Below are 26,999 nucleotides of genomic sequence, written 5' to 3'. Positions count from 1 at the left end.
ATGCGAGCCGGCGACCACTGCTTCGTCAGCTACGGCGACGACGAGTCGAACTGGGATGTGCTGACCACCTTCGCCTGGACGGGGCTGGCCCGCGGCGAGAAGGTGATGGTCTTCGCCGCTCCCCAGGTGAGCGATGACGAGGTGTGGTCCCGGCTGGAGGCCGACAGCCCTTCGATGGCCCGGGTCAGAGCCCGCGGCCAGCTGGTGCTCACCAGCATGCGGTCGCTGATCCGCCCCGACGTCGGCTTCACCCCCGAGCGGCAATGGCAGCGGATCCGCGAGGAGACCGCCCTCTCGGGCCGGCAGGGGTACACCGGGCTGCGCACCTTCATCGACATGCACTGGGTGCCGGACCTGGACGCCGACATCGACGTGATGATGCATCGCGAGTCCCACGCCGGGCACCTGTTCACCGACGGCTCCTACAGCGAGATCTGCGCGTACGACCGCCGCTGGTTCGACGAGGACGTCCTGGCGCGGATGTGCCGGGCACACCCCGTCAATCTGCTCACCCGGCTCGGCGAACTGCGAGCGGTGCACGGGGACGGCTCGCTGCGGCTGATCGGCGAGGCGGACCTCGCCACCGGCGAGCAGTTCGGTGCCGCCGTCGGCGAGGCGCTCACGCGCACCGCGGACGCCCGCAAACTCGTCGTGGATCTGACGCAGTTGAGCTTCCTCAGCGTCCGGTGCGCCGACGACCTCCTCCGGCTGGTTCGCGCCGCCGACGGCCACGACCGCGTCGAGGTCCGCTGCGAGAGCGGCCAGCTCCGCGTACTGCGCGCGCTGGGCGAGCACGGCTCGGCCCGGCTGGTGCTGACCGGGATGGGGCGCCGATGCTGACCGACCCGGCCGGCGGCCGTGCCGGCGAACCGGCGGAGTGCCTGCTGAAGGTGGCGTTCACCGGGGAGGACCTGCCACGGCTGCGGGTCCTCATCGAGCAGCGCGCGTCCCTGGCGGGGCTGTCGGAACCGCGCCGCGGCGAGTTCGTCCTCGCCATGGACGCGCTCGCCTCGAACGTGGTGGAGCACGCCGGCGGGGACGGCGCCCTGGCGCTGACCAGGGTCGGCGACGAACTGGAGTGCCGCATCAGCGATTCCGGTCCCGGCTTCTCCGAGGACGTCATCCCCGAGCTGGCGCCCGGGATCAACGGCGGCCCGGCCGGCCGCGGGCTGTGGCTCACCCGCCTGCTCGCCGACCGGCTGGTGATCGCCGCGGCCTCCCCCGGCGCTGTCGTGACCTTCGCGATGCGACTGGCCTGAGCAAGAACCGGCCGTCGCATCGCGGCACGGCCGGCGGTGGCTACAGGGCCGCTGCGGCCGGCTCCAGCGCCAGCTCGCGGACCACGCCCATGTCGCTGAACGGAAGCAGCTCGTCACCGATGATCTGGAACGGCTCGCTGCCCTTGCCCGCGACGAGCACGACGTCGTCGGGACCGGCGACGGACAGCGCGTAGCGGATCGCGTCCCGGCGGTCGGTGATCCGCTGGAACGGGATCCCGGTGTGGACCAGGCCGGGGGCGATCTGGTCGAGGATCCCCTCGGGGTCCTCGTAGCGCGGGTTGTCCGAGGTGAGGACGCACAGGTCGGAGAGCTCGCCGGCGATGGTGCCCATGGCGACGCGCTTGGTGATGTCCCGGTCGCCGCCGCAGCCGAAGACGGTGATGACCCGGCCGGCCGCGAAGCTGCGGATGGTGGTGAGGACCTTCTCCAGCGAGTCCGGGGAGTGCGCGTAGTCCACGATCACGCAGGAGCCCTGCGGGGTGGTGTAGCGCTCGAAGCGGCCGGGGGTGGGCGGCATCCGGTCGAGAGCGCTGACGAGGCCCTGCAGGTCGTGGCCGAGCAGATGGCACGCCGCCAGGGTGGCCAGCGCGTTCGCCACCGAGAAGCGGCCGGGGACCGGGATCGCGGCCGGGTACTTGCGGCCGGCGTGGTGCAGCGTGAAGCGGCTGCCCGCCGCGTCCACGACCAGGTCGGTGGCGCGGTAGTCCGCCGGGGCGTCCAGGGCGTACGTGGTCACCGTGTCCGGCATCAGCGCGATGATCTCGGCGCTGACCGGGTCGTCGGCGTTGACCACCGCACGCCGGCACAGCCCCTGGAACAGCCGCATCTTGGCGTTCTTGTAGTGCTCCATCGTGCCGTGGTCGTCCAGGTGGTCCTGGGTCAGGTTGGTGAAGACGCCGACGTCGATGAACACGCCCTCGACCCGGCGCTGCAGCAGCCCCATCGAGGTCGCCTCCAGCACCACGCTGGGCGTCCGGCGGTCACGCATGTGGCCGAGCAGGTACTGCAGGTCCGGTGCCTCCGGGGTGGTCAGCACCGACCTCGGCATCGGGATCGACTCGTCGCCGATCCGGCTGCCCGAGGTGCCGATGACGCCGACCTTCACGCCCTCGGCGATCCGCAGGACCGCCTCGACCATGTACGAGACCGAGGTCTTGCCGTTGGTGCCGGTGATCGCCACGACGTCCATCGCGCGGCCGGGCTCACCGTAGTAGCGCGACGCGACGACCGCGGCCAGCGCGCGGATGTCGGTCACCCGGACCACGCAGACCGCCGCGGGCAGGCCCGCGAGGTGCGGGGCGTCGCCCTCGGCCAGTACCGCGACCGCGCCCAGCTCCAGCGCCCGCCCGATCAGCTCGGGGCCGCCGTCCTCGTGGCCCGGTACGGCGATGTACAGCGAGCCGGCCGTCACCCGGTGGGCGTCGAAGCTCATTCCCGCGGTGATCGGCGTCGCCGGGTCGCCCTGGAGTACGTGGTGGTCGTGACCGTCGAGCAGTGCACTGAGTTTCACAACTATCCCCTCGGAAGCGGCCGGTGGTGCACTGCGGGTGGCCCGGCCTGTCGGCAGGGGTGAGGGCAAACCGGATACCGCGATGATGACCATGACCCGGCGTCCCGGCACCGGTCGTCCGGTACCCGGCTGCCGGGGATCGTGCTGTCGGCCGGGTGCGGACCCGCTCCGGCGCAGTGCGGTGCACATGCGACGCGGAAGCCGGGGCACCGGCGGTGGTACGCGTGAAGGCGAGCGGTCCCCACAGGGGGGCGATCTGCGTGCGGACCGAAGGGCCGGATCGGCCGAGGACCGCTACCTGTCACTGCGCAACAACTGCGGCGTGCGTCCGGACCGGCTCAGGACCCGTTCCGGGGTCGGCCGAGTTCCGGGCGGCAGCACTCTCTGGTCTGGCCGCAGACGGTTGGATACAGGTGGTGCATACAGGTGGCCGGGCGGAGCAGGGGCCTGCCCGACACCTCTTCAGTGTACGTCCGACCCTGCCACCTGCGGCCATGGTGCCAAATGCTGACATTTCGCCATGTCGAAACTCCCTGGCCGCGTTGCGGCGGGACCGTCCTCCACCGGCCCTCAGCGGCCGACCGCGGTCAGGTCCACACGCCAGTCGTTGCACCGGATCGGGTTCCCGGGCGGGTACTCGAAGTCGCAGACGGAGACCAGGGTGAACCCGGCCTTGCGGCAGATCGCGTTCGAGGCGGGGTGGTCGACGGACGGGTACGCGTGCAGGGACCCGTGCGTGCGCCGGGCCGCGGCGTCGGCGATGGCCGCGGTCGCAGCCGCCACCGCGATCCCCCGGCCCTGGTACCCCGGCAGCACACCCCAGCCGGTCTCGTACACCGTCTCGCCCTGCCAGACCCGGTCCCAGTACCCGATGGTGCCGACCGTCACGCCCTCCGGGAGCAGGACGACGCTGAACATCCGTCCCGTTCCGGCGCCTTCGATGTCCAGGTAGCGCTGATGGCGTACGAGCAGCTTCTCCTCGGGTTCCGGGCCGCCCAGGTGCTCCGTCATCTCCGGGGAGTTCGTCAGCCGCAGCAGCTCCAGATCCCGCTCCGCCCAGGTCTCGAGCCGCACCTGCGCCGTGCCGGCCGCGTCGCGCCGTTCGGACATCGCGCCGTTTCCTCTCCTTGGATCCTGGGCCGTCACACGCCCGCCCGGTGCTCCTGCGGCCGGATGCCGCGGACCCGCTTGAAGGCGGTGCTCAGGGCGAACGCGCTTCCGTAGCCTACTTTTCTGGCCACCGAGCCGACCGTGGCATCGGGCTCCCGCAGCAGGTCGGCGGCGAGCGACAGCCGCCATCCGGTGAGGTACGCCATCGGCGGCTCGCCGACGAGTTCGGTGAACCGCCGGGCGAGCGCGGCACGCGACACCCCGGTCTTCGCCGCGAGCGTGGCCACCGACCAAGGGTGCGCCGGGTGGTCGTGGAGCAGCCGCAGCGCCTGGCCCACCACCGCATCGGCCAACGCCACGTACCAGGTGGGCGCTTCGGCCTCCGGCCGGGCGAACCACGCTCTGACGAGGGCGATCAGCAACAGGTCCAGCAGCCGGTCGAGGAAGACCTCCTGACCCGGCTCGTCGCGGACGATCTCCTCGCCGAGCAGCGCGACGAGCGGGCAGTCCCAGGAGTCGGCGGGCATCACGAGGAGCGTGGGCAGCGCTTCCAGCAGCCGCCGGCTGATCTCGCCGTCCATCGCATAGGTGCCGGTGAACATCATCGTCGCGCCGTCCGGGCGGTTGCCCCAGGTACGAACCCCCAAGTCCATGGTCTCGCACAGCTCGTCGCCCTCCGTGGAGGTGGAGAGCTGCCCGGGGTGGATCACGATCCGCGGCGGCGTGTCCGGAGTATCGGCGACGGTGTACGGGGCGGGGCCGCGGACAACGGCGATGTCGCCGGGGCGCAGGCACACCGCGGCACCGTGCTCGGGCAGCACCCACGCCTCGCCGCGCACCAGGGAGATCAGGGTCAGCGGAGCGCGGTCCTCGATCCGCAGCGACCACGGCGGGTCGAGGACCGACCGCATCAGGAATGCGCCACGGGCCCGGGGCCCGTCCAGGAGACCGGCGAGTGCGTCCATGTCTTTCAGCCTAGACGTCCGGGTGGACGCACGCGTATGGAGTTGAGGCTCTGCATCATGGCCGGTCCTGGCTGTTACGGCTTGACTGTCCTCATGACCGATCAGCCGCACGGCGGCCCGGCGGTCCGCTGAGGGAGGTTTCGACGATGGACGAGTTCCGCACGGTCGCACTGGTGGGCGCCACGATCACCACCGGGTTGATCGCGGGCCTGTACTACGGCTTCGCCTGCGCCGTCATGCCCGGTCTGCGCAGGGCCGACGACCGGACGTTCGTCGACGGCATGCAGTGGATCAACGTCCGTATCCTCAACGGCTGGTTCGCCCTCGGCTTCGGCGGGTCACTGGTGCTCACCCTGCTGGCCGGGGCGCTGCACCTGCCGGGGGACGCCCCGGACGGTCCGCTGCCCTGGATCGGCGCCGCTGCCGTCCTGTACGTGCTGACGCTGGTCTCCACGTTCGCGGTCAACATCCCGCTCAACGACGAGCTCGCCGCGGCCGGCGACCCGGGGTCGGCAGGCGCCTCCGCTCTCGCCGCGGTCCGTGAGCGCTTCGAGACGCGGTGGGTCCGCTGGAACCTCTTCCGCGCGGTGGCCGCCACGGGCGCGCTCGGCTGTCTGATCTGGGCGCTGGTGCTCTACGGGCGGGCCACGCCGTAGGTCCTGTCGCACCGACGGGCCCGGCGGAAGGCTCTCCACCGGGCCCTCCCCCAGCTACCGCTGGGAGGTGCCCCAGTCGTTCCCGTCAGGGAATCCAGTAGTTGCCGGAGACGACGATCATCGACTGGAGCTGCACACTGCCGCCGTAGTAGAGCGAGGCGTCAAGGGGCGTGCCGGCCAGCTTGTTCCACAGGGCGTCGAGCCAGGCCTGGGAACCGGGGTCGGTCAGGGCGGCGACCGCGAACGGTGCGGTGAAGGCCATGTCGTGGCCGCTGTCGAACGTCGATCCGTTCAGGTGGTAGCCGGTCACGATGCTGGCGGGGTTGCCGCCGGTCCTGGTCTTGATCCAGGCGTTGAGCTTGCGGGCCGAGGCGAGGGACGCCGGGTCACCGCTGGTGACGGCGTCGGTCGCCACCCGCCAGGGGTCACGGCAGGCGTTCCATCCGAAGTCCCCGTCGTTGGGGCTTTCGAGCACCTCTCCCGCGGCGGGCTTGGGGGTGGTGTTGGTGTTGACGACGAAGTCGGCGAGCAGTCCGGTACTGGGCGCGTAGCTCGCCTGCTGCTGGGTGATCAGGTTCTGGTGGGCGGTGCGGATGGTGTCCCAGGCGCTGTCGCCGGTCGCGGTCCTGAAGGCGCGGAAGTGGTCGATCAGCCAGTCGGAGGACCGGGTGATCCAGTGGTGGGACTCCCCGGAGCCGCTCCAGTCGCCGAGCAGCATCAGGTGAGTGGTGGAGTTGACCTCACTGGCCTTGATGGCGTTGATGTGCTGGACCGCGAGGTTCTTGTAGTTGTAGGTGCCGGTGCTTCCCCACTGCCGGTCGGCGAGCAGCAGGCCGTACGCGACGTCGAGATCGCCGTCGGTCGCGGAGTCCGAGCCGTCGACGCTCTTGCAGGAGCTGTCCTGTTCGGCGGCGAGCAGGTTGGGGTTGTTCACCGACGGGTGCGCGAGCATGAACTTCACCAGGCCGTCGAAGACGGTCTTGGCATTGGTGTCGGCGCCCGCCATCAGCGCGGTGACGACCATGCCGTAGCCCTGGCCCTCGGCGACGTACGGGTGGTCGGCGTCGGGCGAGATGACCTCGTACCAGCCGTTGCCGCAGTTGTGCTTGACGAAGGCGGCCTTCCACTGGTTGTAGGTGGTGACGACCGCCTGGTCGATGGTGCTCTGCGCGCCCGAGGGCTTGAGGGTGCCCGCGGTGTACGGGAACTGGTGGCTGCCGAACGGCACGGTGGGTCCACCGCCGCCGCCTCCGCCCTGGGGGTTCGCGTCGAGGTAGTCGAGGTTGGGCCCGCCGTTGGCGGTGGTCGCGGTGGCGCGGATCTTGTTGCTGCCGGCCAGCAGCGTCGCTGTGAGGGTCCTGGTCTGCCAGGTGTCCCAGGAGCCGGTGCCCGCGAAGGAGACCCCGGACGCGACGGTCGTGCCGTTCACCGCGATGTCCATGGGGCGGTTGACCGTGGTGCCGTTGGCGAAGCCGAGGACGAGGGTGCCGCTGCCCGCGGCGGCCGCGGTCACGGTGAACTCCACGGAGGAGCCGGCGATGTTGGTGTAGTCGACGAAGCCGGTGCCGGAGAACCCGGTGTGGTTGGTGGCGACGGAGGACTGCGACAGTGTCGCGTTCTCGGCCTCGTAGCGGGTGGTGGCCGCCTGGGCTTGCGGTACCTCGGCGGCCAGCGGCAACAGCAGGCCGAGCGATGCGGTCAGGGTCAGACCGAGGAGTCTTCGGGGGATGGGGATGCGCACGTGGGGACCTTCCCTCAGGACAGCGGGACGGGACGCGGGACACGGTTAGGAAAGTTTCCTAACCAAGAATGCATGGGAGCGCCACGCGGGCCTTCTGTCAAGGGGCCCCGGGAGAACCGTTAGCCGATCGCGGCGAACGGCCCTCCCGGGGCGATCCCGCTACCCCACGTCCAGATGGTCGAGATTGGGCGCGCCGGTCGCCGTGGTCGCGGTCACCCGGACGGTGTTGGCCCCGGCGTGCAGCGCCGCCGTCAGCGTCGAGTCGGCCCAGGTGTTCCAGTCGCCGGTGCCGTTGAACGCCCTTGCGGACATCACGGTCGTGCCGTTGACCGCGATGTCCATCGGACGGTTGACCGTGGTGCCGTTGGCGTACCGGACGGCCAGCGGTACGTTTCCGGCGGCCGCCGCGTCGACCGTCCATTCCACGTACGCGCCGGACGCGTTGCCGGTGTTGACGAAGCCGGTCCCGGTGTACCCGGTGTGGTCGGAGTCGACGGAGCTGCCCGCGGAGAAGGCGGCGGCCTCCGCCTCGTAGCGGGCCGGGGACGGACCGGTGCTCCCGGTCGCGTACCCGGACCCGATCCAGGTCTCGTCGATGCGCAGCCGCTTGTAGCGCGCGGTGTCGGTGGAGGCGGCGTAGGTGCTGGTCACTTGGAGGCGGACATGACGGGTGGTGACCGCCGGGATGTCGATGGTCGCGACCCCGCGGGCGCTGGGCAGGGTGCCGGACTTCACCGGGCTCCCCCACGTGCTGCCGTCGCTGCTGACGTACACGTTGTAGCCCTTGATGCGTGCCGACTGCTCGGTGGCGGAGCGGGCGTAACTGACCGAGTCCTCCCGCTGGTTGATGCCGACGTACCGCACCGGCTTCGACGATCCGAGGTCGAAGTCGAGCCGCACGGGCAGCGTCTGATTGCTGTCCCAGTACGTCAGATAACTGCCGTCGGCCGCCGCCGGGGCGCCGTGGCCGCTCGCCGAGGCACTGGCGCTCATCGTGTACGAGGAGGCCGGATAGATCCCCGTACGGCCGTCGGCGGTCACCTTGAAGACCGTGTCGTACGGATCCCAGCCGCCCAGCCCGGTCAGGGTGAGACTGCCGCCGGACTGGCTGAAGGCGATGGGCGCGCCGGTGCGCAGATCGGTGACGGCGGAGATCCGGTACCCGTTGTCGCGCAGGCGCAGCGTGCTCGTCGACGGCGGGGTGACGACATGGATGTACTGCCGGTCGGGGTCGGACGTGCTGATGGTCGTGACGCCGCGGGCGCCGTCGTTCCAGGCTCCGGGTTGCAGGCCGCCGTACAGATAGCCGCCGCCCTCGGTGCCGTGCAGCGATTCCCAGATCGGGTTCAGATAGCTGTTGGCGAAGGTGTTGAAGGCCTCCTGGTTCGACGGGAACCTGCCGTTGACCTGGGCGGTCTCGGCCATCAGCGCCTTCACGGACGATCCGGCGTTGGTGATGAGCCGGCCGAGGGTGAGGGCCCGGTCGACGGCGGGGTTGGAGCCGTCGTACCACCAGGCCCCGGTGGAAGGCAGTTTGAAGTCGGCCTCGGTCAGCCGGGGGCCGGCGGTGTAGAGCGCCTGCGGGTAGTCGTACGCCGGGGACATGCCGGTCTTCTGCTCGTTGCTGATCATGTCCATGATGGGGGTGTCTTCGTTGTTGTTGCTGATCGTGTAGTTGGGGCGCTTCTGGTAGATCTGGGCGTAGAGGTTGTGGCTCTCCCAGTACGCGTTGTCGTTGTCGATCCAGAACCCGCCCAGGGTGGGATAGCGGTTCATGACCTCGAAGAAGTTGTCGTAGGAGAACTCCCCGAAGCCATCACGGGTGGTGAGGTCGACGGTCTTGCCCTTGTACGACGAGTAGGCACCCGAGTTGAGCCACTCATGGCCGCCCTCGGCATGCCACTGCGGGTCGTCGGTCATATAGAGGATGACCTTCAGGCCCTTCGCGCTCGCGGCGGTGATCAGTTCGCCGAGGAAGTCGCGGTGGGTACTGCAGCTGCCGGGGATCGCCGACGGCCACGGCCGTGCGTAGCCGAGCCGGCTGTGGAACGTGGCGAGCACCAGGTACTGCGCATGCAGCTTCTGGGCCTCGTTGACCCAGTACGCCGGGGTCCAGCCGCCGTTGGTGACATCGGACTCCCACTGGGCGCAGTCGGTGTGCGCCGGGGCGGTGCGTTCGCCCCAGTGCAGGAACAACCCGCTGGTGGAGCCGCGCAGGAAGTCCTGCCGCGGGTTCTGCAGATCGGCGCGCGCCGCGGTGCCGGGCAGCAGCAGGGCACCGAGGATCAGCGCGACCACGGCCAGCAGCCGCACGAACGTCCTCCGGTCCGCCCTCCTGTCCATCGCGTTCATACCGGACCGTCCAGGTAGTCGAGGTTGGGGCAGCCCGCCGCGGTCGTCGCGGTGGCGCGGATGGTGTTGGCTCCCGCGCGGAGCGGGACGTTGACGACGGCGGTGTGCCAGGTGTTCCAGCTGCCGGTGCCGCCGAAGGCCGTGCCGGCCGGGACCGCGGCGCCGTTGACGGTGATGTCCATCGGGCGGTCGGCCGTGGTGCCGTTGGCGTAGCCGAGGGTGATGTCCGCGGTGCCGGCCTGCGCGGCGTTCACCGTCCACTGGACGTAGGCGCCGGCCGCGTTCGCGGAGTTCACGAACACGGTCCCGCTGTAGCCGGTGTGATCGGTGTCGACCGTGCCACCCGCGGAGTACGAGCCGTCCTCCGCCTCGTACCGCGCGGCGGACGGCGGCGCGCAACCGGCGGTCGAGCCGGTGGCGTTGACGCGCAGCGCCCCGCCGGTGGTGTTGGCACTGTTGGCGACGCAGTAGCCGGTGACGCCCTGGAAGCCGAGGTCGTACGGGCTGTTGGTGCCGCGCTGGGCGGTGAAGTGGTCGAACTTCACCGTGCTGCCGGTGTTGGCCAGGACGGCGGGCCGGCCGTCGTTGGCGGCGAAGCGCACCGAGCTGTCGGTGAAGGTGATGTTGTTGGCGTTGTGCAGGTACCAGCCGTAGGCGGGGCGGGTGCCGATGCTGTTCGGGTTGTAGTCGGTGGGGTTGTTGGACGGGACGGTGACCGCCGTGGTGCCGCTGCCGCCCGGGACGGTGATGTTGACGTTCCGGAACGTCACACCGTCGATGTGGTTGCCGCCGGACTCGCCCCACAGGGTCGGGCTGAACGCGGGCGAGGCGCCGGTCGCGGTGATGTTGTCGTAGGTGATGTCACTGATGTGACCGACGCCCGGGCTGTTGCCGCAGCGTTTTCTCGTGCCGATCTTCTGCATGATGGGTGAGCGCACACCGGTCATGGTGATGTCGCGGTAGTGGACGTCGGAGATGTCGGCGCCGTCCATGGAGACCATGCCGAGGCCCGACTTGTCGGCGCCGGTGATCGTGATCGCCTGGAACTGGTAGTCGGTGAAGTCCCCGCAGGTCTCGGAGCCGAACATCAGGGCGTTGCAGCAGCGCGCCGACAGATGTGAGTCATGCACGACGACATGGCCGTTGGGGAGTTTCGCGCCGAGCGCGTAGTCGCTCTTGAAGACGAGCGCGTCGTCGTTGGCGGCGATGTCGGCATGCGTGATGACGGCGTTGGTGGTGCTGATGATGTTCCAGCCGTCCCGGTCGCTCGCGGTGTCGATCGTCAGACGGTCCGAGGTCACGTTGGAACAGCCGTTGATGAGCGCGGCGAAGTGGCCGCCGCGCCGCAGGGTGATCCCGCTGAGCGTCAGGCCGTTGCAGCGCGTCAGCGAGATGATCTTGTCCGCCTCGCCGGCCTTCGGGTTGCCGGTGATGAGGTTGCCGCCGCCGTCGATCGTCCCGGATCCGGTGAACCCGATGTTGGTGAGCCGGTCGCCCCAGATCATGGCGTCGTGGAAATGGCTGTGCCCGTAGTCCTGGTACGCGTCGTACGGGTTGGACTCCGCCGCGTCGTAGGTGTCGGCGCTGGAACCGGTGAGCGTGGCGCCCGAGTCCAGCTGGAGGGTCACATTGCTCTTCAGGCGGATCGAGTTGGCGGACTTGTAACTGCCGGACGGGAAGCGGACGGTGCCTCCGCCGGCGGCATTGGCGGCGGTGATCGCCTTGTTGACGGCGGCCGTGTCGTTCGTCGAGCCGTTGCCCGTCGCACCGTAGTCCCGGACGTTGAACTCGGCGGCCGCCCGGGCCGCCGCGCCGGGTGCGGAACCGGGTGCGGAGCCGGCCGTGCTTCCCATGGCGGGTGCCTGCGCCAGTCCGAGAAAGACGAACAGGGCGAGACCCACGAGAACTGCGATTCGCTTCATCACGTCACTCCCCGGCCTTCGGCGAGCTGCTGCCGGTGGTCCCCCGGAGCTGCTCGTTCATGATCAGGAAGGCGCCGAGGCCGTGGAAGTCGTTCGTGGCCCGGGTGCGCCCGATGTAGTAGGCGTAGGTGCCGACGTTGGTCCCGATGGAGATGTCGGAGAGGTTGGTCCGGCCGTCGGTGCCGAGCGCGACCTTGGCCAGCACACCCTGGTAGCCGCGCCGCGCCACCGCCGCGTAGTGCGGGTCGATGTAGCCCTGCTCCGCCGCGCGCGACAGGGTGAAGGTGAACATGCTGGAGCAGGACGTCTCGGTCCAGTCGTCCGAGTGGGTGCCCTTGTCGGCGACCTGGAACCAGCGCCCGGTGGCCGGGTCCTGGTAGTGCTCGATACCGGCCGCCAGGTTGCGCAGGATGGCCAGCAGCCGGTCCCGGCGCGGCTGGTTCGCCGGGATGTTGTCGAGGACGTCGATGGCCGCCATTCCGTACCAGCCGACCGCCCGGCACCAGTACTCCGGGGCCAGCCCGGTGGACGGGTTCGCCCAGCTCGCGGTCCTCGACTCGTCGTAGGCGTGCTTGAGCAGGCCGTTCGGCTGCTGGAGATGGGTGCCGTAGACCACCAGCTGCTTGGTCGTCTCGTCGTCGGCGTACGCGGTGTCGTTGAACTCCCGCCCGTACTCGACGAGGAACGGGTTGACCATGAACGTGCCGTCGGCCCAGAGCTGGTGGGCGCGGCTGTCCGAGGTGGAGTGCCAGAATCCGCCGTCGGAGGTCCTGGGGTACGTGGCCAGCCGATTGCGGATCTTGGTGGCGGCCGTCCCGTACTTCGCCTGGCCGGTCTCGTGGCGCATGATCACCAGCAGCCGGCCGGCGAGCATGCTGTCCAGGTTGTTGAAGCTCTGGCCGATGGCGCCCTTGCTGTCGACGAACCGGTCCACCCAGCTCTTGATGTACGCCAGGTCCTTGGGGTTGTGGGTGCGCTGGTAGACGAGGTACTGGCCGTAGAGGTAGAGGCCTACGGGGTACGACCAGCCGCCGATCTGGCTGGGAGTGAAGCGCGCCATCGTCGAGTCGGTCATCGCGACCGACCAGTCGGTACCGGCGGCGGCGACGCCGGGAGCGGACACCGGAACCGGGGCTGGAACCGTGACCGAGGCTTTCTCGGGTACAGCCGCCGCCGGTGGACCGTTCAGCGCGACAAGCGCGGCGCAGGCCGCGAGCGCGGCCGTCAGAGCACGTAATCCGTTCATGATCCCCTCACCCTGAATCCCCTGCATCGGGGGCTGATCGGGTAGCAAAGGTTGGACCTTTAAACGGAATCTAGCAGCGCTGAAACATCTGTCAATAACCCTAACAATTATCGTCGAACCAACAACTGGCTGGATCTATGGCTCCCAGAGTGACCCCTGGGACGAACCAGAGCCTCGATGATTCGGACATGCCAGACATCAGATATCGGATGTATTACCAAGAACCATAAGTCGCCAGAAATGCGGCGTGCAGGGACGATGAGTTCTGCGGCGGCGGATCGTCTACCTCACAGACAGCCGCGCCCGAACCCCGCGCCGGGCAGGCACCGCGAGAACAGCTGGAAGGAACCCCTCATGCTCTCCACCGACTACGTCCCGGGCGCGCCGAACTGGCTCGACCTCGCGAGCCGCGACATTCCGGCGTCCGCCGCGTTCTACAACGCGGTCTTCGGCTGGGACTTCCAGTCCGCCGGCCCCGACGCGGGCGGCTACGGAATGTTCGTCCTCGACGGGAAGACCGTCGCCGGTGTCGGACCGATCATGGTCGAGGGCGTGGAACCGCGCTGGACGCCGTACTTCATGACGCCCGACGCGGACGCCACCGCCAAGACCGTGGAGCAGGCGGGCGGCACCGTGCCGTTCCCGGCGATGGACGTCTTCACGATGGGCCGTATGGCCGTCTTCACCGACCCGGCCGGCGCCGGGTTCAACGTCTGGCAGCCCGCCGACAACAAGGGTCTGGACCTGGTGACCGCCGACAACGCGCTGTGTTGGGTCGAACTCCACACCACCGACGCGGCCGCCGCGAAGGCCTTCTACCACCAGGTCCTCGGCTGGGACTTCAACGACGCCCCGATGCCCGGCATGACCTACACGCTCATCCGCCCGGCGGGCACCGACGCCGAGGCGGAGCACGGCGGCCTCATGGAACTGCCCCCGGGCGGCACCGGGCCCGGCAGCACCCCGAACTGGCACCCGTACTTCGGGACGGCCGACTGCGACGCCACCTTCGCCACGGCCGTCGCGCACGGAGCCACCGCCATCATGCCGCCGGACGACGCGCCCGGGGTCGGCCGGCTGGCCATGCTCCTGGACCCGGCGGGCGCCCAGTTCGCCCTGCTCACCGGGGCGGCGCCGGACGCCGGCTGACCGCACGCACCGACGGCCGTCCCACGGCTCGAACGCTCACCGGCACCCGCTCCCACGGGGGGAGGGGGTTCCGGTGAGCGCGTTCACGGGCCACGCCGACCCCGTCGGCCGTAGGTCCCGTCAGCCGATCGGCAGGCCGGTGTAGTTCTCGGCGAAGTCGGTGGCGGCGGCCGTGGACCCGGTGATCCGGTCGAGCTGGGCGGTCTGCAGCCGGGTGGCGAACGGCGACTGCCCGGGCTCGTTGTGCAGCGTGGTCGTCAAGAAGTACGAGAAGTGCTCCGCGCGCCACACCCGGCGCAGACACGTCCGGGAGTAGGCGTCGAGCAGCTCCGCCGATCCGGTGTCCCGCAGCTCCGCCAGCGCCCGCGCCAGGACGATGACATCGGCGGCGGCCAGGTTCAGGCCCTTCGCACCCGCCGGGGGCACGATGTGCGCGGCGTCCCCGGCCAGCAGCACCCGCCCGTACCGCATCGGCTCGGTGACCGAACTGCGCATCGGCAGCACGGACTTGGCGGTGATCGGCCCCCGGTCCAGCTTCCAGTCGCCGTCGATCGCGAAACGGGCGTCGAGCTCGTCCCAGATCCGCCCGTCCGGCCAGTCGGCGGGATCCTCGCCGTTGGGCACCTGCAGATACAGCCGGCTCACCAAAGGCGAACGCATGCTGTGCAGCGCGAACCCGCGCGGGGAGTGCGCGTAGATCAGCTCGTCGCACGACGGCGCCACATCGGCCAGGATCCCCAGCCACGAGTACGGGTACACCCGCTCGAAGGTCTGCCGCACGCCTTCGGGGATCGCGTCGCGGGCGACGCCGTGGAAGCCGTCGCAGCCCACCACGTAGTCGCACTCCAGGGTCCGCTCGCGGCCCTCGTGCGTGAACCGTATGACGGGCGTGTCGGTGTCCGCGCCCTCGACGGCAGTGGCCCGCGCCTCGAACAACAGCGGCCCGCCACCGTCCAGTTGCAGGGCTATGAGGTCCTTGACCACCTCGGTCTGGGCGTAGACCATCACCCGGCGCCCGCCGGTGAGGGACGGAAAGTCGATACGGTGCGCCCGTCGGTCGAACCGCAGCTCGACACCGTCATGGACCAGCCCCTGCCGGTCCATCCGCTCCCCCGCCCCGCACGCGCGCAGCGCGTCCACGGTGGCCTGCTCCAGGATTCCCGCGCGCTGCCGCTGCTCGACGTAGGCACGGTCGCGGGACTCCAGGACGACGCTGTCGACGCCCGCCAGATGCAGCAGCCGCGCCAGCAGCAGTCCGGCGGGACCGCCGCCGATGATCCCGACCGTGGTGCGCATCAGCGCTCCAGGACCAGGGCGAGCCCTTGCCCCACCCCGATGCACAGCGCGGCGAGCCCGGTACCGCTGCCCGCGGCCTTCAGCTGGTGCGCGACGGCACCGGCGATACGGGCGCCGGACGCGCCGAGCGGGTGGCCGATGGCGATGGCGCCACCGCGCGGGTTGACGACCGCCGGATCGAGGCCGGGCCACTCCGCGAAACAGCCGAGGGCCTGCGCGGCGAACGCCTCGTTGAGTTCGAAGGTGCGCAGGTCGCCGAAGCCCCGGCCGGCCCGCGTCAGCGCGCGGTTGACGGCTTCCACCGGGCCGAGCCCGAAGTACTGCGGTTCGATGCCGGACACGGCGCTCGCCCGGATGCGGGCCAGCGGTTCACGGCCGGTGGCCGCCAGACCCTCCTCGTCGGTGATCAGCAGGGCGGCGGCGCCGTCGTTCAGCGGCGAGGCGTTGCCCGCAGTGACGGTGCCGCCCGCACGGAAGACCGTCTTGAGCTTGGCCAGCGACTCCACCGAGGTGTTGTCGCGGATCGTCTCGTCCCGTACGAGGGTGGTGCCCTCGACGGCGACGACCTCGTCGTCGTAAAGACCGTCCTTCCAGGCGCGCGCCGCCTTCTCATGGCTCGCGACGGCGAAGGCGTCCTGCTGCTCACGGGTGATGCCGTGCTTGTCGGCGATCAGTTCCGCGCCCTCGCCGAGCGGAATCGTCCACGCCGGTTCATGGCGCCGGTTGACCATGCGCCAGCCGATGGTCGTGGAGTACATCTCCTGATGGCCGGCCGGGAAGGCGCGGTCGGGCTTGGGCAGCACCCAGGGGGCGCGGCTCATCGACTCGACGCCGCCGGCGACGGCGATCGACACGTCCCCGAGGGCGACCGCCCGGTACGCCTGGACCACCGCCTCCAGCCCGGACGCGCACAGCCGGTTGACGGTCACGCCCGGCACCGAAACCGGCAGGCCCGCGAGCAGCACGGCCATCCGCGCGACATCGCGGTTCTCCTCGCCCGCGCCGTTGGCGTTGCCGAAGAAGACATCGCCGATCCTGGCCGGGTCCAGTTCCGGTGTGCGGTCCACCAGGGCCTTGAGGACGTGTGCGGCCAGGTCGTCGGGGCGGACGCCGGACAGCGCGCCACCGTACTTCCCGACGGGGGTGCGGACGGCGTCGACGATGTAGACGTCACGGGTGTTCGGCACGTTCGGCACGCTGGCCATATGGGTCACCGGTCCCTTCCTGCGGCCTTCGGGGCGCGGCGCGGAGAGTTCTTCGCCGGCGTCGGGTGCAGGATACCGAGCCGGGTGATCACGGTGACCGGGGGCCGGGGTGGCACCGGTCGCCCGCGGTAGCACTGATGCCACCGCGGGAGTGGCACCAGCGGGATCGATCTTCGTCCCGGTACGCCGGAACATCGGGAGTGCGACCGCAACACCCTCCAGGAGGAACGCTGTTCAGGTTCGGCATGTCACGGTGGAGGATCTCCGCGGTGTCCGGCGCGGTGGTGGCGGCCATGGCGGCCGCGGCGCTGCCCGCGGCGGCGGTGACGGTCACCGGCGGCGGTGACCACGGCCAGTATCTGAACGGCAACGCGTGCGTCGACGGCATCGTCACCGGCTACCTGCTCACCGGAGCCGCTCCGGCCCACGACACCAGCTGCGCGGCGAACCCGCTGCCGGTGCCGGACCCGGCGAGAACGGGCCCCTATGCACTCAGCTGAGTGGCCGCAGCACCTCGGCGACCTGCTGGATCCCGGTCCTGTGGGTTTTGACGCGGTCCACCAGATCGCCGAGGGCGACCGTGTCCGGCAGCGTCTTCCAGCCCGCCGCGGCGCAGTACGAACGGGTCATGGCCATGGCGTAGAACTCGTTCATCGGCGATTCCAGCGGCGGGCACACGGTCAGGGTGTGCAGCAGCGCGGCGGCCCGCCAGGCCGTGTCGTGGCCGGGGCTGTCGGGCGCCATGACGAGGTCGGACGCATGACGCGCTATGGCGGCCTCGATACCCGAAGGGTCCCAGACCGTGGGGTCGGACGGCAGGTGATGGGCCAGGACGTTCCAGGCCCAGGTCAGGTCGATCTTCACGACTTGGGGCCGAACCTCTCCTGGACGTACGCCCAGTTCTCCTCGTTGTTGAAGTCCGCCGCCGCGGCCAGGAACCGGTCACGGTTCTCGTCCAGCTCGCGCCTGGCGGCCTCGGTGATCAGAGCGGTGACCGTGGTGCCCTGCTCAGCGGCGCGGACCTTGAGTCGCTCGAGGAATTCCTCGTCAAGGCGGATCGTCACATGCTTCGACATTGCACCAGCGTACAGCGATAGCGCTGTACGCGGCGAGAGGATCGTCACGCGCGACGCGGCGAGGCCAGCAGGAAGCGCCCGCCCGCGCCGTCCGGATGCTCGGTGACCTGCCAGCCGGCGCGCTCCAGCGCGGCCGCGCAGGCGGCCGTTCCGACCGCGGCGGGCTCGGCGCCGCCGCCGGTCCACTCCACGCTCACGGCCTCGGGCTGTTGCGCGGGGCCGACCCGATATCCGCCCTCGCCTGCCACCGCCGGGGAGCAGCCGGCCGCCTCCAGCGCCAGGGCGGCGCCCGAGACGAGGTGGGCGCGTTCCCACGGGCAGGGCTGGTCGGTGATCCCTCGGTTGGTGACGCGGCGCAGCTCCAGGAGCCCTTCCCAGGCGACGGCGACCTCCCGGGCCCGGCGCGGATCGTCGGCCGTCGCCGGCTCGTCGCCGGTGCGCGCGGCGAAGGTCTCCACCTCGGGCGGCGGGTCGGCGGTGGGCTCGGGCGGGGGCGTGAGCAGTTCGGTGCGCAATGCGAGTCCGGCCGGGGTCAGATAGCAGCGGTGGGGCGCGCGTGGGTGCTTCACGGCGAGCCCTTGGCCGCAGAGCGCGTCGAGCAGCGCCTGCGAGCCGCGGAGCAGCCCGGTGTTCGGGTCGGCGGCGGTGATCAGGCGGCGCTGGGCCACGGTCGGCTGCTTGGTCATGTCCACCCCCGTCCGGTGTCGGTCGTGCGGCGGGGCGTGGTCTGCCGCCCCCTGTGGGACGACAGTACCGACCGGTCGGCCGGGAGCCTGTCCCGGCCGACTGTCCGAGGGGCGGAGCACACTGGAGTCATGTGCCGAAGCATCAAGACTCTCCGACCCCCGATGACCCCCGACGTCGATGACGACGACATCAGGGCGGCGGCGTTGCAGTACGTCCGTAAGGTCTCCGGATTCCGCGCCCCGGCCGCTCACAACCGCGAGGTCTTCGACCACGCGGTGGACGCGGTGGCCGAGGCCACCCGGCAGCTCCTCGCCGAGCTGACCGTGCGCGGCGCCCCGACGACGTAAACCCGCCCGCCGCCGCGGCCGCATTGCGGACAGCACCTGACCGCGATGACTCCTAACGTCAGACCCACAGGTTCCGACGAAGGGTCGTGCGATGAGCTACGTCACCAGCAATCCACCGGACGGTACGCCGACGTGGATCGATCTCGTCGTCCCCGACCGCGAGCGCGCGATGGAGTTCTACCGCGCGCTGTTCGGCTGGGAGTACGCCGTGGGGTCGGCGGAGAGCGGTCATTGCACGATGTGTCTGCTGCGCGGAAAGCCGGTCGCGGCGCTCGTGCAGGACCCGGAGCGGGAACCGGCCGGGGCGTCCCCGCGCTGGACCATGTACATCGCCACCGACGACTGCGACGCGACGGCCAAGCGCGTGACCGAGGCCGGCGGCACCCTGATCACGGCCCCTGGCGATGTCATGGACCAGGGCCGCATGGCTCTTGCCGAGGACCCGGTCGGCTCGCGGTTCGGTCTCTGGCAGGGCCGGGCGCACGTCGGCTGCGAGATCGTGAACGAGCCCGGGTCCCTGGTCCGCAACGACCTGGTCACCCCGGATCCCGGCCCGGCCCGTGCCTTCTACACAGCGGTGTTCGGCTACACGCTCGACTCCAACAAGGATCTCCCGGACGTCGACTTCACCTTCCTGCGCCGTCCGGACGGCTACGAGATCGGCGGCATCTTCGGCCTGCCGGACGCTCCGTCGTCCGCCTGGGCCACCACCTTCGAGGTCGACGGCACCGACGCCGCGGTGGAGCGGGCCACGGCGGCCGGCGGCACGGCCGGTGTCCCCGAGGACATGACCTACGGCAGGATCGCGACCGTCACCGATCCGTTCGGCACGGAGTTCTCCGTCATCACCAGAGCGTGAATCCGCCGTCCGCCCGCGGTACGGGCGGACGGACGGCGGACAGCGGAGCACCGGCGGGCAGGACGTCAGCCGATGGTGAGCCCGTGCCCGAAGGGGAAGAGCGGGTCGCCGGAGTCGTTGGGCATGTCCTCGTGGCCCGCTTCGACCTGGGCCATGGACCGGGGCAGTTCGAAGGGCAGCCGCCCCTCGGGCGCGGCCCTGCCGAAGAGCACGTCCAGCACCGCGGCGTCGGAGGCCCCGAAGGTGCCCACCAGGGCCGCCGCCTGCTCGGCAATGCCCGGGATCACCGCCGGCCGGTCGAGGAAGATGTCGACGACCGTGGGCACCGCTGAGACGACATCGAGGATCGGACGGAGTTCGTCCTCGGTGAAGTCCAGCCGGCCGGCGCGGAAGAAGGATTCGAAGCCTTCGGTGCGCCGGTCGAACGGGGTGGCGATCCGCAGCACCGCGACGTCCGCCTCCTGCGGCGTGGCGACCACGGTGCCGTAGCGCGCGGCGACCTCGGGGTCGACGCCCTCGGTGTACAGCCGCAGTCCGGCGGCGAGGGGCAGCAGCGGCGCGGCGGATGCGGCCGGGCGGTCGGTGAGGACGGTGACCGAGCGGCTCTGCGCCGCGGTGCCCGCGTCGCTGAACTCCTGGCTGCCGCAGATCCGGGCGGCCTCGTCGGGATCCACGAACGGATCGTCGAACAGGCCCAGGACGAACTTCTCCCGCAGCAGCCGGCCCACCGACTCGTCGATGCGCTCCTCACTGATCCTGCCGCCGCGCACCAGCTCGACCACGAGTTCGGGGCAGGCCTCGCCGCCGAGCTGGTCGGCGCCGGCGTCCAGGATGCGCTCGACGCGGGTCAGCCGGTCCAGGTGCTCCGCGCCCCAGGCCCGGGCGGGGAAGGGCGCGCCGAAGATCTCGGAGTCGGTGACCAGCCCCCAGTCGGTGCAGACGATGCCGTCGAAGCCGTAGGTGCCGCGCAACAGCCCGGTGATGACGCCCTTGTTGAAGCCGAAGCCGATCTCCTCGTACTCGGTGCCGACGGGCATCGCGTAGTACGGCATGATCTGCGAGGTCCCCGCCTCGAACGCGGCCTCGAAGGGGATCAGGTGGTGCTTGAAGTTGTCACCGGGGTAGACCTGCTCACGGCCGTAGGCGAAGTGCGCGTCCTCGCCGTTGAGCTGGGGCCCGGCGCCGGGGAAGTGCTTGGTCATCGCCGCGACGCTGGTGGTGCCGAGGGTCTCGCCCTGCAGCCCGCGGATGTAGGCGGCGACCATGCGGGCGGCCAGGCCCGCGTCGGATCCGAAGGTGCCGACGACGCGCGCCCAGCGCGGTTCGGTCGCCAGGTCGGCCATGGGGTGCAGGGCGAGCCGGATGCCGACGGCGAGGTACTCACGGCGGACGATGTCCCCGTGCTGCCGCACGAGTTCCTCGTCACCGATGGCGGCCAGGCCCGGCGGCTCCGGCCACAGCGAGAAGCCTTCGGTGTGCACGCTGGCGGCCGGGTTGTCCATGAACCCATTGCGCGGGTCGGTGGAGATCGTCACCGGGATACCGAGCCGGGTGGTCGCGGCGAGCGCCTGCAGGCGGTTGTTCCACTCGGCCATCCGGCGCGGGGCGGCGGCGCCGAACAGGTTGAAGTGGTTCATCAGCTTGCCGGTCACCATGCGGGAGGTGGAGGCGCGCATCGGGTCGTCGTCTGCGGCGCCGGTCTCGGGCTCGACGAGGGTGCCGTCGGCGTTGATCCCGACCATCGTCTGGAAGAGCAGACCCGCCTTCTCCTCCAGCGTCATGCGCCCGACGAGGTCGGCCGCCCGTTCGCCGGCCGGCAGCCGGGGGTCCTCGTACGGTTCCATGACGCCGTTACCGTTCAGGTCCCGGAAGGGTGTGCCATCGGGTGCCTGGAGCAGGGGTGCGCGGGTCGGTGGGCGGGTCGTCGGGTGCTGGGACACAGGGGTTCGTTCCGTTCTGTCGGCTCTGTGGGCTCACCGCCGCGCACGGGCGCCGCCACCGTGAAAAAGGTCGGTCGGGTCGGCGGTGGTGCGCAGTGCTTTCGGCCCGCGCTGGGCGGTGGTGCGGTGCGAGGGCCACCGGCACCGGCACTTCCCCTCCGGAGTGCCGGGGCCGGTGTCCTCGTCCGGCCGCTGAGGTCAGGTCAGCGGCCGGTCCTGACGAAGCGTTCGAGCCGCCCGGCCTCGCGGCCCTCGAACGTCCGGTCAGGAGTGATGGGGGTGACGGTGACGTTCCCCTGCTGCAGCAGCCGGTAGTCGGCGTCGCGCTTGGTCTCGGGACGGCACTTGGGGTTGTCGGCGGCGCAGAGGGCGCCGCCCACGGTGAACGTGTCGCCGTTCGCGGCGGTCTGTGCGTAGCTGGGCTGGATCAGTTTCTGGCTGCCCACCGACGACCGGACGGTGCTCCGGGGCTGCTGCCCTTCGGCGAGGTACGGGTAGTTGACGTTGACGACGAAGTCGGTGGTCAGCAGCCCGCGATGGCGGAGGGAGCCGATGAAGGCGGCACCGAAGTCGGCCGTCTGCCGGTAGGTGCGGTCGGCGACCTCCAGGGAGGTGGTGACCGTCGGGTCGTAGGAGCTGTTGAGGGCGACGGCGGGCGTGCCCTCCTCGATCGCGGCGAGAGCCGCGCTGACCGTGCCGGAATCGTTCACCACCGAGGCGACGTTGGGCCCGAAGTTGCTGCCCGTGACCACGAGGTCGGGGGCTGTCGTCCAGCCCGCCTTGGCGGCGAGGCCGCCGTTCAGCGCGAGCCGGACGGTGTCGACCGGGGTGGCGCTGACGCTCGCGGCGTCGCAGGCGGCGGCGCCCTTGCACACTCCGAAGACGGCGCCGGCGGCGGGCGCACCAGCGCAGTCCTGGCCGTAGCCGGCGGGCAGAACGGTACGCCGCTGCACGGTGAGCGAGCCGCTGCCGGCCGCGCCCGTACCGGCGCCGCTCTGGTTGGCCCAGGGCGCCATGACGACGACGTCGGCTCCGGCGGAGCACAGCGCGCGCCGCACCTCGTAGAGGCCCTTGCCGTCGGAGGCGTTGGGGCGGGCCATCTGCATGGAGTCGTCGTTGCTCATCAGGATCCGCATCCCGGCGAGCGGCTCGCTGTCATGGTGGTTGCCGGTTCCGGCGTTCGCGCTGCCGCTCAGCGGCAGGACGAGCGTTCCGGCGGCGAGCAGCGTCGTGACGGTGCCGCGGTGGTCACGGATTCTCATCGCACACCCCGCACGCGCAGCACGAGGACGGCTCCCGCGAGGGAGACGGCGGCGGCCACCGGGAACAGCGCCTCGTACCCGGCGGCGCTGACGATCCAGCCGGCGACGGTCGGGGCGAGGATCTGCGGGCCCGCGTTGGCGATGTTGATCAGACCCATGTCCTTGCCCGCGTCCGCGGTGGCCGGCAGGACCTTGGTGATCAGGGCCATGTCGACGGCCATGTAGACGCCGAAGGCGACTCCGCCCGCGACGTTGTAGGCGACCATGCCGCCCTCGGTCGGCGAGATCATCGGAAGGGTCAGCGCCAGCGCAGCCCCGATGCCGGAGGCCAGGACGAACGGCTTCATCCTGCCGACACGGTCGACGAGCGGGCCGATCAGGATCACGGCGGCGATCGTGCAGACCGCGTTGACGATCATCAGGAACCCGACGGTCGGGAGCAGGTCCTGCGGTGGGATCTTGATGTAGTCGGCCAGCAGATACATGTTGTAGGTCAGGACGACGAAGTAGCCGAGCATGACCCCCAGCCGGGACAGGAAGGCCCAGATGAAGTCGGGGTGTTCCTTCGGGTTGACCCAGAAGTTGGACAGGAACGCCCGCAGGTCGAACTTCTGCCGCGGCAGGTCCCGGGCGGACGTGTCGGGCGACACGACGGTGAAGATCAGCGCGGCCACGACGACACAGGCCGCGATCAGGTAGTAGCCCTTCTCCCCCGCGAACCGGCCGCCGAAGCCGCCGATGACACCGTCGAGTCCGAACTTGCTGCCCGGCACACCACCGATGACCAGCGCCGCAACGATGGTGCCGAGCGGCACACCGAGTCCGACGAGGGCGGAGAACGTGCCGTACTTGGACTGCGGGACCCGGTCCGGCATACAGGCGGTGAGCGCCGCCTGGTAGCCGTTCATGATGAACTGCACGACGCCCCAGCTCAGTCCGAGCATGGCGATCGAGTTCGCGTGCGCCTGGCCGATCAGTGCCAGCGCGCCCATCCCGGCGCAGAGCAGGATCCACGGGGCGCGGCGGCCGAAGCGCGATCGGGTGCGGTCCGAGAGCTGGCCGAATATCGGGTTGCCGACGGTCGCCAGGATGGCGCCCGTGGTGCTCGCCGTGGACAGCGCCCCCGTGTCGTTCGTGCCGGTGATCTGCGCGACCTGGATCGGCAGCAGAAAGCTGCCCACGCCCAGCCACAGCAGGTACAGGGCGATGTTCGCGAGCGGGAGCGTGACGTACAGCGGGCCCAGGCGGTAGCGGTTGACGGGGCGCATGACCTCGTCCGGACCTCCGGGCGCGAGGACCGAAGACCCTTCTTCGGGAAGCAGTGTGCTCATCGGTGGACCCTTCAACGGAAGAGACGGCGGAACGGGGGCAGAGCGAGGGGAACGCGCGCCAGTAGTCGAACCGACCGGCTCCGGAGGCCGCGGCGGGGCGTTGTCGGTGAGCGTAGATGACACGTGTCAGCAATGTAAGAGGTCGGTTCGCGAAGCAATGGATCCGTGATGCACGACTGTGTGTTCAAGAAGTGAACACATCATTGCGACAGCGCCCGTTCCCGGCCCTGCTGTCCCCGGTCCTGTCCGGGTCCCTTCCAGGGTTCGGGCTACCCGATCGGAGCCGCATCCACCGGCGGCGCGGCGGCCAGCCGCCGCAGGGTCCGGCCGCAGTGTCGGGCGTAGAGGCGCTGGCAGAGCGGTACGAGCGGCCCGGCCAGGCGGGTGTACCAGCGGCCCGGGCGGCTGAACGCGGTGACGGTGAACCGTACGGAGTCGTCGGGCAGGAGCTCCACGACAAAGGACTCCTCACCGCACTCCGGATGCCCGGTCAGCGTTCCGTAGGCGAAGCCGATCCGCTGGGCCTCGTCAGCGGTCCACACCACGCGGCAGGGGGCGGCGATCCGGAACGGCCCGACGCCGATCCCGCATTCCACCGCGATCCCGGGCTCCGCGCGCGGCGCTCCGGCCCGGATCCGGACACCGGCCGCGCGGTGCATCTGCCAGGTGGTGACGGCGGCGCCCGCCCTCTCGAAGACCTCCCGGCCCCGTCCGATCACGACTTCGTGGCGCAGGTGGTGGTATCCGTCGGGCAGTTCCCCGTGCCGGGTGGCGCCGAACTCGGGATAGCTCGGGACCGGATCCCGGCGGGGACCGGCGTTCGCGACGGGCTTCCGCCCGGGGTTCGGCGTCATGCGGGGGTACCCGCCGCCAGGACGCCCTTCTCGGCACCGTCGCGGACCGGTTCCGGCCCTTCGTCCGGCTCCGGTCGTCCGCCAGGTTCCAGTCGTCCACCGGGTTCCAGCCGTCCATCGGGTTCCAGCCGTACGTCCGGCTGAGCGGCCGTCCGCTCGACCGGCCGTTCAACTCGCTGTTCATCCCGCCGTTCGTATGGCTGTTCATCCGACTGCCGCAGTCGGCGCCAGGCGAGCACCGAGCACAGCGCGAAGCCGAGGGCGTTGCCGAGACCGTGGGTCGCCGCCATCCAGGCCGGCGTGGGGTGCGGAATGCCGGTGGCCTCCCCCAGGGCCCAGCTCAGGGCGAGCAGCATCGTCGCCAGGAGGACGGCCGCCGATGTGCCGAGCAGACCGCGGGTGAGCCGGTCGGGGGCGCCGGTGCGGATCTCGCGCCAGGTGAGCAGGCCCACCAGCCACATTCCGGCGGTGAGGACGACGGCTCCGGCGAGCTCGGCCCAGTCGTCGATGAAGTAGCCGGCCAGGACGAGCAGCGTTCCCACCGGCACGCTCAACGCGGCGAGCCGGCCCGCGACCCGGCCTGGGGTGGCGCGGCAGACCAGCCCGGCCATGAGCGCGGCGGTGAAGCCGGCGAAGTGGAAGTGCGGCACCGTGAGCTCGAGGATCTTCAGATCGAAGCCGAGGAGCCGGTGGCCCGACCGCTCGGCGACCAGCGCCAGTCCCGCCACCGACGGGGTGACGAGCGCGGTCAGGACCGCGATCTCGCGGGGCGCGAGCGACCGGGTGCGGGCCAGCCGCAACGGAGCGGTGGCGGCGAGGACCACGGTGGCGGCGGCGTAGACGGCGGCGAGCCCGGTCGCCGGACCGCCGCGCGGCAGCCACAGCGCCACGCTCCCCGGCACGGCGCCGACCAGCCAGAACACACGGACCGCGGCGATACCCGGCCCGTGGATCAGCGTGAGTCCGCACGGGACCACGACGAGCATGCCCAGCATGACGATCAGGTTCACCAGAGCCGTCACGGCGCCCCACCCCTACGTTGAACGCGTTCAATTCTCCCGTACGACGCCGACTGTACGCCGAGAACTGAACGCGTTCAACATGAAATGGACGACGCAGCCGAACACCGCTCCGACGGCGTACCAGAACAGGTCGGGCGCGTTGAAGGTGGACCCGAGGACCAGGCGCGCGAGTGTGCTGCGCGCGGACAGTTCGCCGGGTACCGGGCTGAGCTGAGCGAACTCGACGGCCCAGCTGACGCCGAGGGCGACCGCGACCGCCACCAGGGGCTTCACCCGAGGCGCGGCGAGGACGACCAGCGCGTGGAGCAGCACGGTGTACAGCGCGTCCCCGGCGTACTTGCCGACCGCTTCCGTCGCACCTGTGGCGCCCGCCCTGACGCCCAGCGCCACCGCGACCGTCAGCACGGCGGCGCCGACGGCGAACAGCCGTGTCGACAATGGTCCGCCGCGCCTCAAGGAGTCGTTCATGCCGGAGACCCTATGCGGCGCGGAGGCGACGGGCGCCGGACGGCCGCCCCGCAGGCCGGCGCCCGGCCGGGGCGGCGCCGGACCGGATCCCCCAGGGTCGCCCCGAGTCGGAGTTGGCCAGTTGGGCGGCGATGAGTGACTTCGGGTGGTCCCGGCCGCGTTCGATGCTCTTCTTGACGGCAGTGGCGTCGAGCGGGGTGCCGTCGCTGAACGTCGTCCCCTTGCGCAGCGTGAAGGTGACCGAGGTGCCGTCGGCGTTGTACTCCCAGGACTCGGCGAGGGCGGGAACCGGGTCGCCCTTCTCGTTCTCCTTGGTGAGGCCCGCGTAGACGAGCGACAGGACGTGCACGTCCCAGCCCGCCGAGGACATCACCGGGTCCCATGAAGTGGGCAGCGCCCAGCCTCACTTGAGGGTTCCTCCGGTGCCGCCGGCGGTGGCCGGGGGGCGTCCGAGCCGCAGGCGGCCAGGGTGAGGACGGCGCCGGCGCCGAGGGCGAGCCCGAGGAACGAGCGTCTGCCGAGGCCCGCGGGGAGCGTGGCGGGTAGGTCGGCGTCCGCGGTGGTGGAGGGGGTGCGGAAGAACTGCATGGGCGTGCGCCACCCTTTTCGGCCGTGCGGAACATGCGCGGGCGGGGGCATGGGGGCAGCGCCGTACGGCGCCTCGTCGGGTACCGAGGGCGCGGAAGGATTCGGAGTGAGGGTGTGCGGAACGTGCGGGCGT

General features: G+C 70.8%; 25 protein-coding genes and 1 pseudogene. 7 read left to right on the top strand and 19 right to left on the bottom strand.

The window, feature by feature from the left end:
• Together C6N31_RS12090 and C6N31_RS12085 are read left to right on the top strand one after the other, a co-directional pair.
• On the top strand, nt 1–840 hold the full coding sequence (locus C6N31_RS12090; protein ID WP_232485124.1) for an MEDS domain-containing protein: 840 nt from the start codon (nt 1–3) through the stop codon (nt 838–840).
• Nucleotides 834–1,259, top strand: a complete 426-nt coding sequence (locus tag C6N31_RS12085; RefSeq protein WP_138355244.1) for an ATP-binding protein — start codon at nt 834–836, stop codon at nt 1,257–1,259. Before C6N31_RS12090 ends, C6N31_RS12085 begins: the two co-directional genes overlap by 7 nt.
• A 40-nt stretch (nt 1,260–1,299) precedes the next feature.
• Here C6N31_RS12085 and C6N31_RS12080 read toward each other — a convergent pair whose 3' ends face one another.
• From C6N31_RS12080 to C6N31_RS12070, 3 genes are all read right to left on the bottom strand, one after another.
• Nucleotides 1,300–2,790, bottom strand: a complete 1,491-nt coding sequence (locus tag C6N31_RS12080; RefSeq protein WP_138355243.1) for a UDP-N-acetylmuramoyl-L-alanyl-D-glutamate--2,6-diaminopimelate ligase — start codon at nt 2,788–2,790, stop codon at nt 1,300–1,302.
• Nucleotides 2,791–3,360: 570 nt separating this feature from the next.
• Entirely contained in the window at nt 3,361–3,900 is a 540-nt protein-coding gene (locus C6N31_RS12075) for a GNAT family N-acetyltransferase (protein ID WP_198357505.1), read from the bottom strand.
• Nucleotides 3,901–3,932: 32 nt separating this feature from the next.
• Entirely contained in the window at nt 3,933–4,865 is a 933-nt protein-coding gene (locus C6N31_RS12070) for an AraC family transcriptional regulator (RefSeq protein ID WP_138355241.1), read from the bottom strand.
• Nucleotides 4,866–5,011: 146 nt separating this feature from the next.
• Between C6N31_RS12070 and C6N31_RS12065 the strand changes: the two genes are divergently transcribed.
• The gene (locus C6N31_RS12065) at nt 5,012–5,521 is read left to right on the top strand and encodes an anthrone oxygenase family protein (RefSeq protein ID WP_138355240.1); all 510 of its coding nucleotides are present in this window, start codon (nt 5,012–5,014) and stop codon (nt 5,519–5,521) included.
• Nucleotides 5,522–5,606: 85 nt separating this feature from the next.
• On the opposite strand, the gene C6N31_RS12060 is transcribed toward C6N31_RS12065, so the two are convergent.
• From C6N31_RS12060 to C6N31_RS12045, 4 genes are all read right to left on the bottom strand, one after another.
• Nucleotides 5,607–7,262: a glycosyl hydrolase family 8 gene (locus tag C6N31_RS12060; protein WP_244809621.1), complete on the bottom strand. Its 1,656-nt coding sequence runs from the start codon at nt 7,260–7,262 to the stop codon at nt 5,607–5,609.
• A gap of 159 nt (nt 7,263–7,421) precedes the next feature.
• Nucleotides 7,422–9,614 carry a discoidin domain-containing protein gene (locus C6N31_RS12055; RefSeq protein WP_381588728.1) on the bottom strand — a complete coding sequence of 731 codons (2,193 nt, stop codon included), beginning with the start codon at nt 9,612–9,614 and terminating at the stop codon, nt 7,422–7,424.
• Nucleotides 9,611–11,536 (bottom strand): glycosyl hydrolase family 28 protein, encoded by a 1,926-nt coding sequence (locus tag C6N31_RS12050; protein ID WP_198357504.1) that lies wholly within the window; start codon nt 11,534–11,536, stop codon nt 9,611–9,613. The genes C6N31_RS12055 and C6N31_RS12050 overlap by 4 nt, the downstream gene beginning before the upstream one ends.
• Before the next feature lie 4 nt (nt 11,537–11,540).
• Nucleotides 11,541–12,782, bottom strand: a complete 1,242-nt coding sequence (locus C6N31_RS12045; protein WP_138355238.1) for a glycoside hydrolase family 88/105 protein — start codon at nt 12,780–12,782, stop codon at nt 11,541–11,543.
• A gap of 354 nt (nt 12,783–13,136) precedes the next feature.
• Between C6N31_RS12045 and C6N31_RS12040 the strand changes: the two genes are divergently transcribed.
• Nucleotides 13,137–13,931: a VOC family protein gene (locus tag C6N31_RS12040; protein ID WP_138355237.1), complete on the top strand. Its 795-nt coding sequence runs from the start codon at nt 13,137–13,139 to the stop codon at nt 13,929–13,931.
• Nucleotides 13,932–14,051: 120 nt separating this feature from the next.
• On the opposite strand, the gene C6N31_RS12035 is transcribed toward C6N31_RS12040, so the two are convergent.
• Together C6N31_RS12035 and C6N31_RS12030 are read right to left on the bottom strand one after the other, a co-directional pair.
• Nucleotides 14,052–15,227, bottom strand: coding sequence for a 4-hydroxybenzoate 3-monooxygenase (locus C6N31_RS12035; protein WP_138355236.1), 1,176 nt, complete (start codon nt 15,225–15,227; stop codon nt 14,052–14,054).
• Entirely contained in the window at nt 15,227–16,432 is a 1,206-nt protein-coding gene (locus C6N31_RS12030; RefSeq protein WP_138355280.1) for a thiolase family protein, read from the bottom strand. The genes C6N31_RS12035 and C6N31_RS12030 overlap by 1 nt, the downstream gene beginning before the upstream one ends.
• Nucleotides 16,433–16,677: 245 nt before the next feature.
• Here C6N31_RS12030 and C6N31_RS45110 point away from each other — a divergent pair, with 245 nt between their 5' ends.
• Nucleotides 16,678–16,932: an alpha/beta hydrolase gene (locus C6N31_RS45110; RefSeq protein WP_381588725.1), complete on the top strand. Its 255-nt coding sequence runs from the start codon at nt 16,678–16,680 to the stop codon at nt 16,930–16,932.
• Here C6N31_RS45110 and C6N31_RS12020 read toward each other — a convergent pair.
• The 3 genes from C6N31_RS12020 to C6N31_RS12010 are packed head-to-tail and all read right to left on the bottom strand — an operon-like array spanning nt 16,925 to nt 18,194.
• Nucleotides 16,925–17,296: a hypothetical protein gene (locus C6N31_RS12020; protein WP_138355235.1), complete on the bottom strand. Its 372-nt coding sequence runs from the start codon at nt 17,294–17,296 to the stop codon at nt 16,925–16,927. The two genes, C6N31_RS45110 and C6N31_RS12020, sit on opposite strands and share 8 nt — an antisense overlap.
• A complete protein-coding gene (locus C6N31_RS12015; protein WP_138355234.1) occupies nt 17,293–17,508 on the bottom strand; it encodes a ribbon-helix-helix protein, CopG family in 216 nt (71 codons plus the stop codon). The genes C6N31_RS12020 and C6N31_RS12015 overlap by 4 nt, the downstream gene beginning before the upstream one ends.
• 44 nt (nt 17,509–17,552) lie before the next feature.
• Nucleotides 17,553–18,194: a hypothetical protein gene (locus tag C6N31_RS12010; protein WP_138355233.1), complete on the bottom strand. Its 642-nt coding sequence runs from the start codon at nt 18,192–18,194 to the stop codon at nt 17,553–17,555.
• A gap of 129 nt (nt 18,195–18,323) precedes the next feature.
• On the opposite strand from C6N31_RS12010, the gene C6N31_RS12005 reads away from it, so the two are divergent.
• The gene (locus C6N31_RS12005; protein WP_138355232.1) at nt 18,324–18,542 is read left to right on the top strand and encodes a DUF2277 domain-containing protein; all 219 of its coding nucleotides are present in this window, start codon (nt 18,324–18,326) and stop codon (nt 18,540–18,542) included.
• 91 nt (nt 18,543–18,633) lie between these two features.
• A complete protein-coding gene (locus C6N31_RS12000) occupies nt 18,634–19,401 on the top strand; it encodes a VOC family protein (RefSeq protein WP_138355231.1) in 768 nt (255 codons plus the stop codon).
• Nucleotides 19,402–19,466: 65 nt separating this feature from the next.
• Here C6N31_RS12000 and C6N31_RS11995 read toward each other — a convergent pair whose 3' ends face one another.
• The 7 genes and pseudogenes from C6N31_RS11995 to C6N31_RS43705 form a co-directional block, all read right to left on the bottom strand.
• On the bottom strand, nt 19,467–21,245 hold the full coding sequence (locus C6N31_RS11995; RefSeq protein ID WP_138355279.1) for a glycoside hydrolase family 3 protein: 1,779 nt from the start codon (nt 21,243–21,245) through the stop codon (nt 19,467–19,469).
• Between the two features lie 299 nt (nt 21,246–21,544).
• The gene (locus C6N31_RS11990; RefSeq protein WP_198357503.1) at nt 21,545–22,603 is read right to left on the bottom strand and encodes a 5'/3'-nucleotidase SurE; all 1,059 of its coding nucleotides are present in this window, start codon (nt 22,601–22,603) and stop codon (nt 21,545–21,547) included.
• Nucleotides 22,600–23,934, bottom strand: coding sequence for an MFS transporter (locus tag C6N31_RS11985; protein ID WP_198357502.1), 1,335 nt, complete (start codon nt 23,932–23,934; stop codon nt 22,600–22,602). Before C6N31_RS11985 ends, C6N31_RS11990 begins: the two co-directional genes overlap by 4 nt.
• 269 nt (nt 23,935–24,203) lie before the next feature.
• On the bottom strand, nt 24,204–24,788 hold the full coding sequence (locus C6N31_RS11980; protein ID WP_198357501.1) for a DUF1990 domain-containing protein: 585 nt from the start codon (nt 24,786–24,788) through the stop codon (nt 24,204–24,206).
• Nucleotides 24,789–24,997: 209 nt separating this feature from the next.
• Nucleotides 24,998–25,810 (bottom strand): annotated as a pseudogene (locus C6N31_RS11975) (YndJ family protein); the annotation flags it as partial.
• A gap of 27 nt (nt 25,811–25,837) precedes the next feature.
• Nucleotides 25,838–26,278, bottom strand: coding sequence for a ribosomal maturation YjgA family protein (locus C6N31_RS11970; protein ID WP_138355226.1), 441 nt, complete (start codon nt 26,276–26,278; stop codon nt 25,838–25,840).
• Nucleotides 26,279–26,288: 10 nt separating this feature from the next.
• Nucleotides 26,289–26,648 carry an ABC transporter substrate-binding protein gene (locus tag C6N31_RS43705; protein ID WP_232485097.1) on the bottom strand — a complete coding sequence of 120 codons (360 nt, stop codon included), beginning with the start codon at nt 26,646–26,648 and terminating at the stop codon, nt 26,289–26,291.
• Between the last annotated feature and the right edge of the window lie 351 nt (nt 26,649–26,999).

Source organism: Streptomyces fildesensis (genome assembly GCF_016107395.1).
Lineage (GTDB): Bacteria > Actinomycetota > Actinomycetes > Streptomycetales > Streptomycetaceae > Actinacidiphila > Actinacidiphila fildesensis.
The sequence above is the reverse complement of the archived record's forward strand: the minus strand, read 5'-3'. Positions and strand labels throughout refer to the sequence as shown.